Origin of the sequence: Absicoccus sp. (assembly GCF_034090965.1) — a bacterium.
In the GTDB taxonomy this organism is placed as follows: Bacteria; Bacillota_I; Bacilli_A; order Erysipelotrichales; family Erysipelotrichaceae; genus Absicoccus; species Absicoccus intestinalis.
This window is the reverse complement of record NZ_JAXDRQ010000001.1, coordinates 1-13,755: the sequence shown is the minus strand read 5'-3', so window position 1 is coordinate 13,755 and position 13,755 is coordinate 1. Positions and strand designations below refer to the sequence as shown.

General features: G+C 40.7%; 15 protein-coding genes. 13 read left to right on the top strand and 2 right to left on the bottom strand.

All coding sequences use genetic code 11. The annotated features are described in order from the left end of the window. Window positions 1-27: 27 nt before the first annotated feature. Window positions 28-1,398, bottom strand: a complete 1,371-nt coding sequence (locus tag SOS22_RS00075) for an NAD(P)/FAD-dependent oxidoreductase (protein ID WP_320595950.1) — start codon at window positions 1,396-1,398, stop codon at window positions 28-30. Continuing rightward, window positions 1,391-2,095, bottom strand: coding sequence for a purine-nucleoside phosphorylase (gene deoD, locus SOS22_RS00070; RefSeq protein WP_320326491.1), 705 nt, complete (start codon window positions 2,093-2,095; stop codon window positions 1,391-1,393). Before deoD ends, SOS22_RS00075 begins: the two co-directional genes overlap by 8 nt. Before the next feature lie 65 nt (window positions 2,096-2,160). Between deoD and SOS22_RS00065 the strand changes: the two genes are divergently transcribed. The 13 genes from SOS22_RS00065 (at window position 2,161) to dusB (ending at window position 13,592) form a co-directional block, all read left to right on the top strand. Further along, the gene (locus SOS22_RS00065) at window positions 2,161-3,027 is read left to right on the top strand and encodes a YitT family protein (protein WP_320595949.1); all 867 of its coding nucleotides are present in this window, start codon (window positions 2,161-2,163) and stop codon (window positions 3,025-3,027) included. After that, window positions 3,011-3,535 carry a ribonuclease M5 gene (gene rnmV / locus SOS22_RS00060; RefSeq protein WP_320326493.1) on the top strand — a complete coding sequence of 175 codons (525 nt, stop codon included), beginning with the start codon at window positions 3,011-3,013 and terminating at the stop codon, window positions 3,533-3,535. Before SOS22_RS00065 ends, rnmV begins: the two co-directional genes overlap by 17 nt. Beyond that, window positions 3,528-4,427, top strand: a complete 900-nt coding sequence (gene rsmA / locus SOS22_RS00055) for a 16S rRNA (adenine(1518)-N(6)/adenine(1519)-N(6))-dimethyltransferase RsmA (protein WP_320595948.1) — start codon at window positions 3,528-3,530, stop codon at window positions 4,425-4,427. Before rnmV ends, rsmA begins: the two co-directional genes overlap by 8 nt. After that, a complete protein-coding gene (ispE, locus tag SOS22_RS00050; RefSeq protein WP_320326495.1) occupies window positions 4,369-5,190 on the top strand; it encodes a 4-(cytidine 5'-diphospho)-2-C-methyl-D-erythritol kinase in 822 nt (273 codons plus the stop codon). The genes rsmA and ispE overlap by 59 nt, the downstream gene beginning before the upstream one ends. A gap of 9 nt (window positions 5,191-5,199) precedes the next feature. Further along, complete coding sequence (locus tag SOS22_RS00045) at window positions 5,200-5,409, top strand: DUF1146 family protein (protein ID WP_320595947.1); 210 nt, start codon at window positions 5,200-5,202, stop codon at window positions 5,407-5,409. 5 nt (window positions 5,410-5,414) lie between these two features. After that, the gene (locus tag SOS22_RS00040) at window positions 5,415-6,329 is read left to right on the top strand and encodes a rod shape-determining protein (RefSeq protein WP_320326497.1); all 915 of its coding nucleotides are present in this window, start codon (window positions 5,415-5,417) and stop codon (window positions 6,327-6,329) included. Window position 6,330: 1 nt separating this feature from the next. Then, entirely contained in the window at window positions 6,331-7,392 is a 1,062-nt protein-coding gene (locus SOS22_RS00035) for an MraY family glycosyltransferase (protein ID WP_320326498.1), read from the top strand. A 31-nt stretch (window positions 7,393-7,423) separates the two neighbouring features. Continuing rightward, on the top strand, window positions 7,424-7,942 hold the full coding sequence (locus tag SOS22_RS00030) for a hypothetical protein (protein WP_320595946.1): 519 nt from the start codon (window positions 7,424-7,426) through the stop codon (window positions 7,940-7,942). A gap of 61 nt (window positions 7,943-8,003) precedes the next feature. Then, complete coding sequence (tilS, locus tag SOS22_RS00025; protein ID WP_320326500.1) at window positions 8,004-9,188, top strand: tRNA lysidine(34) synthetase TilS; 1,185 nt, start codon at window positions 8,004-8,006, stop codon at window positions 9,186-9,188. Further along, the gene (hpt, locus tag SOS22_RS00020) at window positions 9,188-9,730 is read left to right on the top strand and encodes a hypoxanthine phosphoribosyltransferase (protein WP_320326504.1); all 543 of its coding nucleotides are present in this window, start codon (window positions 9,188-9,190) and stop codon (window positions 9,728-9,730) included. Before tilS ends, hpt begins: the two co-directional genes overlap by 1 nt. Before the next feature lie 11 nt (window positions 9,731-9,741). Further along, on the top strand, window positions 9,742-11,718 hold the full coding sequence (gene ftsH, locus SOS22_RS00015; RefSeq protein WP_320326501.1) for an ATP-dependent zinc metalloprotease FtsH: 1,977 nt from the start codon (window positions 9,742-9,744) through the stop codon (window positions 11,716-11,718). A gap of 40 nt (window positions 11,719-11,758) precedes the next feature. Beyond that, window positions 11,759-12,652 (top strand): Hsp33 family molecular chaperone HslO, encoded by an 894-nt coding sequence (gene hslO / locus SOS22_RS00010; protein WP_320595945.1) that lies wholly within the window; start codon window positions 11,759-11,761, stop codon window positions 12,650-12,652. Further along, entirely contained in the window at window positions 12,636-13,592 is a 957-nt protein-coding gene (dusB, locus tag SOS22_RS00005; protein ID WP_320595944.1) for a tRNA dihydrouridine synthase DusB, read from the top strand. Before hslO ends, dusB begins: the two co-directional genes overlap by 17 nt. Window positions 13,593-13,755 lie beyond the last annotated feature (163 nt).

The window sequence follows — 13,755 nt, the reverse complement described above, 5'->3', positions numbered from 1 at the left end:
AAACATTCTCCTTTCAAAAAACAGGAGTTAGGACTCCTGTTCTAAAATATCATGGGCGACATAAACACCGGAAGCCGATGCATGGGATAAAGAATGTGTGACACCACTGCAATCGCCAATCACATACAATCCTTTATGACAGGTTTCCAAATGTTTATCTACCGTTACTTGCATATTATAGAATTTAACTTCAACACCATATAATAAAGTATCATCACTTGCTGTTGATGGACAGACTTTATCTAAGGCATAGATCATTTCAATGATATCATCCAATTGGCGTTTCGGAATGACCAATGAAAGATCGCCAGGCGTTGCTTTGAGGGTCGGACGAACAAAACCAGCTTGGATGCGATCAGGGGTACTTCTCTGACCACGAATCAGATCACCAAATCGTTGCACGATGACTCCACCACCCAGCATATTGGAAAGTTTCGCAATGTTTTCACCATATTGATTGCTTTGATGAAACGGTTGCGTAAAATGATTGGATACCAATAACGCGAAATTGGTATTTTCCGTAAATCGCTTGGGATCGGTGTAACTATGTCCGTTGACCGTGACAATGCCATTGGTGTTTTCATTGACCACCACACCATGGGGATTCATACAGAACGTACGTACCCGATCTTGGTAGGTTTTTGAACGATAGACAATCTTCGATTCATATAAATTATCCGTCAATTCACTGAAGGTATCGGCATTGAGTTCTACGCGAACGCCAATATCCACGCGATTGCTTCTAGTTTCGATGCCCAAATGGGAACAAATGGATTCCATCCATTTACTACCTGACCGACCGGTTGAAATGATGCATCGAGATCCTTCATAGATGCCTTTGGATGTTTCAATTTGATAGCCCGATTCGAGATGATCCACTCGTGTGACATGTTCATAAAAATGAAATTCGACTTTGTCCTTCAATTGTTTGTATAAATTTTCTAAAACGATATAGTTGATATCCGTACCCAGATGTCGAACTTTAGCTTTTAAAAGATGCAAGTTATTTTGAAGACATTTTTTGGCAAGAACGGTATCAAAGTTATCATACAGCTTGGTTTTATCACCGCCATAAGTACAATTGATTTGATCGACATAGTCCATCAATTCAATGGCTTTTTCTTTTCCAATGTATTCGTATAAATTGCCACCAAATTCATTGGTGATATTGTATTTGCCATCACTAAAGGCGCCAGCCCCGCCAAATCCTGACATGATGGAACAAACCGGACAGTGCACACACGATTTGATCTTGTCGCCATCGATAGGACATTTTCTCTGGTTTAAAGGACCTCCGGTTTCAAAGAGTGCAATTTTCCAATGGGGACGATATTTGATCAATTCATAGGCAGAAAAGATACCACCTGGTCCTGCACCAATGATACATACATCATACATATAGACTTCCTCCTAAAGCAATTTGTGCCATGGTATCGAATGCCGTTTCGCGTTGTTGGGCCGTTGTTTCTTGATGGGTAACCAAAGAATCCGATACAGTACATAGACAAGCTGCTTTTTTACCGGTTACTTTCGCATTGTGAAAGAGGGCAAAACTTTCCATTTCTACCACTGCACATTGGTTTGCCAATGCACCAGAATCGATACCGGCCTCATAATAAAAAACATCACTGGAATGGAAACGACAAGGATGTAACCATTGATTTTGTTCGTTTGCGGCCTTTTTGAGGGCTTGGTTTATTTCTAGGGTTGGATATTGAATACGATTCGCATCGTGGGATTGTTGTTGGGCATAGGTCGATCGTGACCAAGCAGAATCAGCCAGGATGACATCAAATAGATCCAATGAAGGAATCAAAGCGCCACAAGAACCAATCCGAATGATCGTATCAACATCATATTGCGTATAGAGTTCATAGGAATAAATGCCAATACTAGGCATACCCATGCCAGACCCCATGATGGAAAGGGTTTGTCCTTGATAAAGACCGGTATATCCCAGCATATTTCGCACCGTATTGAAACAATGGATATCTGTTAAATAATGCGTTGCGATATATTTGGCCCGCAATGGATCACCGGGCATAAGCACAATTTTCGCAATTTCATCTTTCTTCGCTTGATTATGAGGTGTCATGAAATCACCGCCTTAACTTTAGAATACCATAAAACAATGATATAATCTAAACACATAGGAAGGGGATGACAGATGTGAAACAAGGAAAGATGATCATGTATATTCTGATTGGGAATTTCTTGGTCGCTTGTGGTACGACTTTTTTTATTTTGCCAAACAATATTTTAAATGGTGGTACAGCTGGTGTGGCTGTTGCCTTAAAACCATTGCTTCATATTGATACGGTATGGATGACCAATGCCCTTACGATTGGTCTATATATCGTAGGTGCCATCTTTTTAGGGAAGCGATTTGCGATGCGTTCCTTGATCTCCACGATCTGTTATCCGATTTTTATTATTTTGTTGAGTAAGTATGCAGATACCTTGCCTCAATCAACTTTCATCATGCCCGCTTATTTAGCTTCCATCTATTCCGGTGTCTTGTTGGGGGTTGGCCTGGGCTTGGTCTTTCGGGTCGAAGCCAGTACCGGAGGGATGGATGTACCCGCATTGATCTTGCACAAATATACCCAATTATCGAGTGGTGATGCAGTGATGATCGTGGATATTGCGACGGTGGCCTTAGGCATCTATACCTATGGCTTGGTGCCTGCCTTGATTGGGATCATGTCTGTTTATATTTCTGGGGCTGCAATCAATAAAACGATGACGTTGCGATCACAAGCTGCAAAAAATGTGATGATCATTTCCGATTTTTGGCAAGATATCAACGAAGTTTTGTTGGAAGAAGTCGATCGTGGCGTAACGATCCTCAAAGGACAGGGCGGATATACGGGAAGCCAACGACCCGTTTTGATGTGTGTGATCAACCAGAAACAATATCCAAAATTGGAACAAGCCGTTTTACATATCGATCCACATGCGTTTATCATCGTCAATGATGTGCAAGAAGTGAAGGGATATGGATTTAGTTATGAAGAAAATTCGTGAAATCATTGTCGTCGAAGGAAAAAATGATACAAATACTCTGCAATCTTACTTTGAATGCGATACCATTGAAACAGGTGGAGATCAAATCGTATCAACAACGATCGATCGGATCAAAGAAGCGCAAAAAGTACGCGGTGTGATTATTTTTACGGATCCCGATTCACCGGGAGAGCATATTCGACGTTGGATCAATGAACAAGTGCCTGGATGTAAAAATGCGTTTATCCCCAAAGATCAGGCAAAGACCCCGAAAAAAGTAGGGGTCGAACATGCGAATGGCCAAGCTTTGTGGATAGCCCTCTCGCATTGTGTGACTTTTGAAGAAGATGTGCATACCTTAGCCTGGCAAGATTTTATTGATCTCGGTCTAGTGGGGGATCAATCGTATCGTAATGCGGTTTGCGCAGCCTTTCACATTGGTCCTTGTAACGGCAAGACGTGTTTTAAACGGTTGAATGCGATGCATGTGACCAAAGCGCAAATAGAAAGGATAATGAAACATGAATGATCCCATTGCGACCATCAAGAAGACCAGGGCGATCCAAGAGAAATATCAAGTTTTCACCAAAAAAGTATATGGTCAAAATTTCATCATTGAACCACGCATCGTGGAAAAAATTGCCGATGCAGCCATTGCCAATCCGAAGGAACTCGTCATCGAGATTGGTCCGGGTATTGGCGCTTTGACCCAACAGTTATGTGCTCGTGCCCAACGTGTGATTGCGTATGAAATTGATCCCCGTATGCCCGAAATATTGACCAATGAGATCAATAGTCCCCATTTGGATGTGATCCTACAAGATTTTTTAAATGTGGATGTGGATGAAGAAATCAAAAAATATCGTAAGGATGATCAACCGGTTGTCTTTGCATCCAATTTGCCCTACTACATCACAACACCTATTTTATTTCAATTGTTCGAAGCGAAAGAACAGATTGAACGCATAACGGTCATGATGCAAAAAGAAGTCGGTCAACGTTTTATGGCCCAACCATCGGATAAAGAATACAATGCCTTGAGTGTCATTTGGCAATATAAATGCGATTGTCATAAAGTGATGGATGTATCGCGACATGTATTTTGGCCCAGTCCCAATGTGGATTCGGTCGTCCTACAATTTAATTTTCACCATCGATATCATCTTCCACATGAAAGCATTTTTCTTTCTATGGTAAAAGGATGTTTTGTACAACGACGAAAAACGATATATAATAATCTTCAAAGTTACTTAAACGATAAAGAATTGGCAAAAACATGTTTAGAAAATGCGGGGATTGCCTTACACACACGCGCACAACAATGTGCATTGAAAGATTTTATTCGACTCTATGAGGTAAATTATGAAAGTATATGCGCCAGCCAAAGTGAATCTAGCTCTGGATGTGATTGGAAAAAATAAACAGGGATATCATGATCTGGATATGATCATGGCGCCTGTATCCTTATACAATATTGTGGATATCACCCAAGCATCCCATACGCGGATCACTTGTACCAATGGATTGATTCCCGATGATAATGCAACCAAAAAAATGGTCCAAGTCTTGAAGGATCGTTATGATATATCGGATTATGACATTTCGATTGAAGAACATATTCCGATGCAAGCAGGTCTTGCGGGAGCGAGTGCGAATGCCGCCGCCGTCTTGAAAGCCATCAATGATATTGATGGTCTCCAATTATCAATTGAGGAAATGATTGCCTTAGGCAAGCTGGTTGGTGCCGATGTGCCTTTTTGTGTTGTGAACAAATATGCACGGGTCCAAGGCATTGGTGAGAAAATACGCAAGATGGCCTGTGATTGGAAATTTCCGATTTTATTGGTGAAACCGGAACAAGGCGTATCCACTCCAGAAGCTTTTGCGACATGGCATTTATTGGAGCCCTTACATCCGAATTTGGATATTTTAGAAAAGGCTTTGGTGGATCAAGACTTACTCTTTTATGTGAAACATATGGAAAATGCGTTGCAGCCAGCTGCTTTTCAATTGGTTCCTGCCTTAAAAGATCTTAAAAAAGAAATGGAAACCTTTGAACTTTGTGTCATGATGACCGGTTCTGGATCGACCATGATGGGATTTGGCAGCAAAGAAAACTTGGTCTTAGCACAAAAAGAATTGGCAAAAAAATATCCGTTTGTCAAGATCGTGACGGTAGGATAGGTGTTGGATATGACATATGCATTTTTACGATATTTTGTATTTATTCTATGTTTTGGCTTGAGCTTTTATGCCTTAAGCGGGGTGCAATTTGATAAATTTTGTTCAGTAAAAGAGCCACGCAAAGCGGTGGTATTGCTTTTCTTATTGTCTTTTGTGTTGGCTTATTTAGCAAGTGAAGCTGTCTTACAATTGACAATTTATAATGGATTTGGAGGATGATGAAGATGTTTGATCACTGGTATGCGATGGATCTTGGTGGCACCACATGCCGTTTCTTTGATTTTGTGAAAGAGGAAACTGTTTCGTTTCCGTCTTGTATCGCAACCAAAGATGACCAAATCATCGCAATTGGAAAAGAAGCGCTTTCTCATGCTTATACAGATACCATCAAATACCCTTTTGATCATGGTCAATTGTATACTTCGATCACCCCATTGGTGAAAGCTGGCCTGGATCAGTTGGGTGCTAGTCATAGTCTTTTGCATCCTTCTGCACTGGTTGTCGTACCCACCGATGCGACCGATGATCAATTGGATGTATGGCAAACCCAGATCTTAGCGGCTGGCATTCAAAAGATCTCGTTTTTGAATGTCATGGATGCCCTACAAACGGAAGAGCCAACCATGATCATACATGCAGGACATACCTATACCGAAATGGGTATCTATGCCCATCAACAACAATTTACGCATCAAACCATCTATTTTGCGGGGAAACAAATCGAGGAAACGATCATCCAGGATATTCAAAAGAAATATGGTTGTTCCATTACGATCGAGGATGCGCATGCTTTGAAAGAAGCGGCCAGTGAAGCATTATGGAAAGGTAAAAATGCGCGGTTGCGTTGTAACGCCAAAAATGCGCAGGGACAATATGGTTTGATCGAAGTGCGGGCTTTGGATTTGTGGCCTTGTATGAAAAGTGTCATTGATCAAATCATGTTGTGGTCAAAACAGTGTTTAGAAAAAGTATCTGTGGATCTTAAAGAAAGCATTCATAAAAATGGCATCTTATTGAGTGGAGGGTTGGCGTATTGTTTTGGACTTCGTCAAACCTTGGAACAAGCATTGAACGATCCTGTGATCGTTACGCAAACCCCGGATATGGATCTTATGGAAAATATGAAAGGGTGGAAATAGTGTGAATTGGAGCATGATCGTCATCCCTTTTTTGATTTCCTGTGGATTGACGCCATTGATCAAAACGTATTCGATATGGGCCAAGGCCTATGCGAAAGAAAATAATCGAACGGTCCATCATGGAATCATTTCCCGAATTGGGGGGATCGCGATATATTGTGCTTTTTTGATCACGGTCACTATCACCATGAATCCCGATCAAGCTTTGATGGGCATCATCTATGGTGGAAGCATCCTATTTTTTACCGGATTGGTGGATGATCTGATCGATATTCGGCCACCTGTCAAATTATTTTTTCAATTGGTGGCAGCCATCGTATTGATCATCAATGGGGTAAGTGTCGATGTGATCCATTTACCCTTTGGCATCGTAATCAACAATGCGATTATTTCCACTGTATTTACCATCATTTGGGTGGCAGGTATCACCAATTCCATCAATTTGATCGATGGCCTAGACGGTTTGGCTGGCGGCATGTCAGTGATCATGTTGGTTGTCATTGCTTCTATGGCATGGATGGAACGACGTTTGGATGTAGCCATGTTGTCGTTTATCTTAGCAGCCAGTACCGGTGGCTTTTTGATTTATAATGCACATCCAGCCAGTATTTTTATGGGCGATTGTGGCTCTTTATTTTTGGGCTTTATGATTTCTGCCATCTCTTTATTAGGCTTTAAAGGCTCGACCATTGTGACATTGGCCTTGCCTATGTTGTTGTTGATGATCCCCATCATTGATACCCTCAGCGCAATCTTACGACGTACAATCAAAGGAATGAAATTCATGCAGGCGGATAAAAGTCATATTCATCATTTATTGATGGCACAATTTGGTCATACCAAAACGGTCATCATCATGTGTGGCTTGACGGCTTTGTTTGGAATGTGTGCCTATGTATATTTATTCAACACCAAAATCGGTTTTGCGGTCATGTTGTTTTTATTGTTAGGCGTGGAGATCTTTATCGAAAAGAGTGCGATGATTTCGGAGCATTTTCATCCTTTAATGAGTTTATATGATAAAATTCGTAAAAAATTGAAATTTTCTCGTGAATCTTCATGATATCTTCACTTTCCTTTGATTGAATAGGCATATGCAAGCAAAGGATTGGTTGGTTTCCAAACGATATGATCAGTTGGATGAATTGTGGAAAGAAGCGCAAGCACGCGAAAAAGAAATGTTAGAAACATTGTCTTCGCAAGAAGCGTATGCGTATTTGGTTTCAAAACTCAATTGGTGTGATCGCAAACAAATTTCCAGTTGTCTTGAATTAGGGGTACATATTCGCATTGGCGATATTTGTTTTGTGGAATATGGATCGGCTTATTTATGTGAGATTGGGTATCAACATTTTGGTTTGATCTTATCGATCGTGCATCATAAAGCTTTGATCGTACCCATCAGTGGAAGTGAATCGGCGTATCGACATGCCATACATAAAAAACATGTCATGCGCTTGGGGCGCGTACCAGGAATGAATAAGGTTTCGGTCTTGTATCTGAATGATGCGAAATGGATCAATACGGTTCGTATCATTGATGTCAAAGCCCATTTAGATAGTGATTCTTCTTTGTTTATGGAAATTAATAAAAGGATCAAAGAAATGTTGTAAGTGGAAAATCTGTGGGATTTGATATCTTTCTTTATTGGGGTGAAGGGTTTAAAATCTACTTATGAAAATTATCGTAGCATGTTCGGGTGGACCGGACAGTATGGCTTTATTGGATCAATTGCGAAAGAAGGAATATGCGATCTGTGTCGCCCATGTCAATTATCATCAACGTCCAAGTGCCAATCGGGATGAGATGATCGTGAAAACTTATTGTGATCAATATCATTTGGCATTTCGTTCTATAGCGCCCAAATGGACACATCATGGTAACTTTCAGGCATGGGCTCGACAAGTTCGTTATGACTTCTTTTTTTCTTATGCGAAAGAAATGGAAACGACCGATATTTATATTGCCCATCAGTTGGATGATGTATTAGAAACTTATATTTTTCAAAAGCAGCATCATCGCATTCCCCAAACCTATGGATTGGCTTCGGTCTCGTATCAACATGGATTTCGTATTCTTCGACCGTTGTTGTCCTATACAAAGGCGGAGCTGCAACAATATTGTGATGAAAACCATGTTCCTTATGGCATCGATGAATCCAATTTGACCGATCATTATACACGAAATGTTATTCGTCATCATGTATTGGATGGTTATACCCCTACGCAAAAACAAGCCTTGCTGCAAGAAATCCATAAGCAAAATGAACAGTTATCCAAAAAACGGATATGGGCCAAGCAACAATTGGCTTCTTTGGATTGGTTAGAAGATCCGCAAGCTTGGTTCATTTTAGATGTGTATTTATATGAACACACAAATAAGCACTATGCAAAAAGCTTTTTGGACGATATGGTCAAACAGTTGCATGCACCCTGTGTGATCGATCTAGGGGATCATGAATTAGAACGATGGCAAGATCAATTGTATTGTATGAAAAAAGAAACCTTTGAACCCGTCCAATTGCATCAATTGAAATATGGTGATTTTAAAGGGTTTGCCTTGAATACATCCGGCACGACCATGGAGGCTGTTACCATCGCACCATCTGATTTTCCCATCACGATTCGTTTGGTGCAGCCAGGTGATCATATCCAGATGCGATTTGGGACCAAAAAGGTTTCACGGTTTTTTGTGGATCGTAAAGTTCCTCGATTGGTTCGAAAACGTTGGTTGATCATTGAAAATTGTCAGAAACAAGTGATTTTTGTGCCAAAAATGGGATGTGATCGAAATCATTATAGTGCCAAACCAAATGTGTTTATGGTACAATATACTCTACTTAAGGAGAATGCGAAATGATACAAGATGATGTCGCTAAAGTGTTAGTGAGTGAAGCAGAAATAGAGAATAAATGTAAAGAATTAGCGCAACAGATTGAAGCCGATTATGTGAAAAAGGGACAAGTACCCATTATCGTGGGTTTATTAAAGGGTAGTGTGCCTTTTATGGCTGAATTGATCAAATATTTTACTTTTGATTGTGAAATTGATTTTATGAAAGTCAGTTCTTACGAAGGAACCCGTTCGATTGGGGATGTGCGTATCGATATGGATATGACACTTTCTACCAAAGGACGTCCGATCCTTTTAGTAGAAGATATCATTGATACCGGTCGTACCTTGGTTTCTGTGAAAAAGATGTTCAAAAATAAAGGCGCAACAGATGTAAAAGTTGTTTCCTTATTGGATAAACCAAGTCGTCGTACATTTGATATCAATGCGGATTATGTGGGTTTTTCGGTTCCTGATGAATTCGTTGTGGGTTATGGTTTGGACTATAATCAAAAATATCGAAATTTACCATTTATTGGTGTATTGAAACCAGAAATCTACGAAGATTAAGGGGGCTCATTATGAAGAGAAATTGGCTTAATTATTTGCCAACGATTTTTGTGATTTGTATAATCGTCAGTTTATTGGCATATAACGTACAAGGCAATACCGTACAAATGAATTATACCCAATTTGAATCATTGAGTAAGCATGCAACATTTGATGATTCGAGCTTGGATATCAATGATACGGTGATCAAAGTATCCGGTACGTATGATGACACCAACAAAAAAGGGAATGATCCAGTAGAATATAGTGTCATTGTTCCGAATACTGATGAAAATATCCAATGGTTAAAAGAGAAATTATCGAAAGATGGTGGCAGCATTACGATCAGTGATCCACATTCTGGTGATATATGGGTCAATTTATTGGCACAATTTTTGCCATTTTTGATCGTTGCGATCTTCTTCTACTACATGTTTAGCCGAATGGGCGGTGGTGGCTCACAAAATAAGGCGTTTGAATTTGCGAAGTCACGGGCCAATATGGAACAAAATGTAAAGACACGTTTTAAAGATGTGGCTGGTTGTGAAGAAGAAAAAGAAGAAGTAAAAGAAGTCATTGATTATTTACGTTCACCCAAGAAATTTACCGATATGGGTGCTCATATTCCAAAGGGCATCTTGATGGTGGGGCCACCTGGAACCGGTAAAACATTATTGGCCAAAGCCGTAGCTGGTGAAGCCAATGTCCCATTTTTCTCGATTTCTGGTTCGGATTTCGTGGAAATGTTTGTCGGTACGGGTGCGAGTCGTGTTCGTGATATGTTCAAGAATGCACAAAAAGCAGCTCCATGTATCATTTTTATTGATGAAATCGATGCGGTAGGTCGTCAGCGTGGTGCCGGTATGGGCGGCGGCAATGACGAACGTGAACAAACATTGAACCAGTTATTGGTGGAAATGGATGGTATGACCGATAATAGCGGTATAGTCGTTATTGCTGCTACAAACCGTCCCGATATCTTAGACCCTGCATTATTGCGTAGTGGTCGTTTTGATCGTCGTATCACCGTAACATTACCGGATATCAAGGGTCGTGAAGAAATTCTAAAGGTACATGCCCGCAATAAGAAATTAGCGCCGGATGTTTCTTTACATAATTTAGCGCAGCGTTGTCCTGGTTTTTCTGGTGCGGATCTTGCCAATGTATTAAATGAAGGAGCCATCTTAGCCGTTCGTAATAAAGAACATCAAATTACGATGGATGATCTAGATGAAGCCATCGATCGTGTCATGATGGGTCCAGCAAAGAAATCCAAGAAATACAATACAATGGATAAGAAATTGGTTGCGTATCATGAGGCAGGGCATGCCGTCATTGGTTTGAAGTTAGAAGATGCTGAAAAGGTGCAAAAAGTAACGATCATTCCGCGTGGTGAAGCCGGTGGTTATAACTTGATGACGCCAAAGGAAGAAAAATACTTCCATCGTAAGAGTGAATTATTAGCCCAAATTACTGGTTTATTGGGTGGTCGTACGGCCGAAGAATTGGTGTTTGGTGAAGTGAGTGCCGGTGCTGTCAACGATATCGAACAATTGACCAAATTGGCAAAAAATATGGTTCGTGTCTATGGTATGTCGAGTTTAGGACCAATCCAATATGCCGATCCACAAGGAAATGTGTTCTTAGGACGTGATTATACCCAAGGTGGATCTTATTCCGAAGGCGTTGCTGGTGAAATTGATAAAGAAGTTCGTAGTATCGTGCATCAATGTGAAGTACAATGTCGCAAGATCCTAACGGAAAATCGAGATTTATTGGACCTGATCGCAAAGAACTTGTATGAACATGAAACATTGACCAATGAAGAAATCATGAATTTGATGAAATTTGGAGAATTAAAAGATCCAAATCAAGAGCCAGAAGAGCCAACTTTACCTCCGGTTCCGGATCAGACAGAACCAGAAAAAGAAGATAGTGAAGAACCAAAAGGCATCGATCAAAAAGATATAGACGATGCGTTCAATGAGCTCACAAAACGAAAAGATTAGACGCCTTATGCGTCTTTTCTTTTATAGAAGGGATATGTATATGAAAGATCAATTATTAAAGGCATTGGTATGTCAAGGACGAGTACGTCTTTATATCGCAAGAACAACGGATCTAGTGCAAGAAGCACGCGATCGTTTTGATTTATATCCATGTGCATCTGCTGCTTTAGGAAGGACCTTGTCGGTAGGTACGATGATGGGTTCTATGTTGAAAAGTGATCAGGAAATGTTGACGATCACCATCAATGGTCATGGTCCCATTGGTACAGTCATGGTGGATGCTTATGCGAATGGGAATGTACGTGGTTTTGTTTCGAATCCACATGTTCCGACACAAAAGAAAGAGGATGGCCATTTGGATGTTGGTGGAGCCGTCGGTACGAATGGTACCTTGACGGTCACAAAAGATCTACATATGGAAGAAAATTGGACCGGTACGGTTGCTTTACAGTCAGGAGAGATTGGTGAGGATTTTGCGTATTATTTCACGTTAAGTGAGCAAATTCCTACGGCTGTCGATGTCGGTGTATTGGTTGGTGCGGATCATCATATTATTTCGAGTGGAGCTATGATCATTCAAATGTTACCGGATGCCACCGAAACGGATATTGCGATTTGTGAACACGTCTTGCAGGGATTAAAACCAATGTCACAAATCATGCAAGAATACGATGATTCCAGTTTGGAACAATTGGCCATCGATATGTTTGAGGATGTGCAGATCCTTGGTACACAGGATATCCAATATTGGTGTCCTTGTTCGAAAACGCGAATGGCACGGGCTTTATCGACCATTGCCGATCACGATCTAGAAGCTATGATCCATGAAGATCATGGGGCTGAAGTGACTTGTAACTTTTGTAATGAAGTCTACCAATTTAGTGAACAAGAATTGGTTGATATTTTGGAGATGAAACATGCAACACGTAGTTAAAATTGGGGATGTGACATTAAAAAATAATGTGGTAGTGGCCCCGATGGCTGGCATTTCCAATATTGCTTTTCGTAAAATCAGCAAAGCATTGGGTGCGGGTTTGGTCTGCAATGAAATGGTGAGCGATAAGGCATTGTTTTATGGTTCAAAGAAAACCGAAGCAATGTGCATTTGTGATGAAAACGAACATCCAGTTAGTTTTCAATTGTTTGGTCATGATATCGAATCCGTGGTCTATGCAGGAAAATATCTAGACCAACAAACGGATTGTGACATCATTGACTTCAATATGGGGTGTCCGGTCAATAAGGTCATAAAAGCTCGTGCGGGGGCGTATTTGATGAAAGATATCGATTATGCCAAAGAATTGATGGATGCGCTTGTGCATGCGGTCCATAAACCTGTGAGCGTGAAAATGCGCATTGGTTTTGATCAAGAACATATCAATTGTGTAGCTCTTGCCCAAGCATTGGAATCGGTGGGGGTACAAGCTATTGCTCTGCATGGGCGTACGCGATCTCAAATGTATGAAGGAAAAGCTCAATGGGAATATATTCAAGCTGTCAAAGAAGCTGTGTCGATTCCTGTGATTGGCAATGGGGATGTGCGTAGTGTGCAAGATTATTGGGATATACAAAAACAAACTGGCTGTGATGCTGTCATGATTGGTCGTGGGATCGTGGGCAACCCTTTTTTGATCCAAGATTGTGTGAATGGAAAAGAAGCAGAGCATACCTACGCACAACGGATGGATATGTGTTGGCAACATGCCACCTTATTGGCGGCCTATAAAGGTGAAAAGGTAGCCATACGTGAAATGCGTGGTTTAGCGAGTTGGTATTTTAAGGGGTTGCCAAATTCTCATGGTTTTAAAGATCGTTGTTCGAAGATGCAAAGTTTAGAGGATCTCCATGCGATTTTAGAGGCTTATCAATCTTGAATACGCTTACATGAATTTTTTTTAAAAAAAGGGGTTGCATAAGGCAGATAGATTTGATAATATAACTGAGCACGCGAAAGCGTGACGATCTTTGAAAACTGAACAGGAAACCAAGAAACACGTCAATTTCGAGAAAGAAACAAACGATGTCAGGAACATCGAA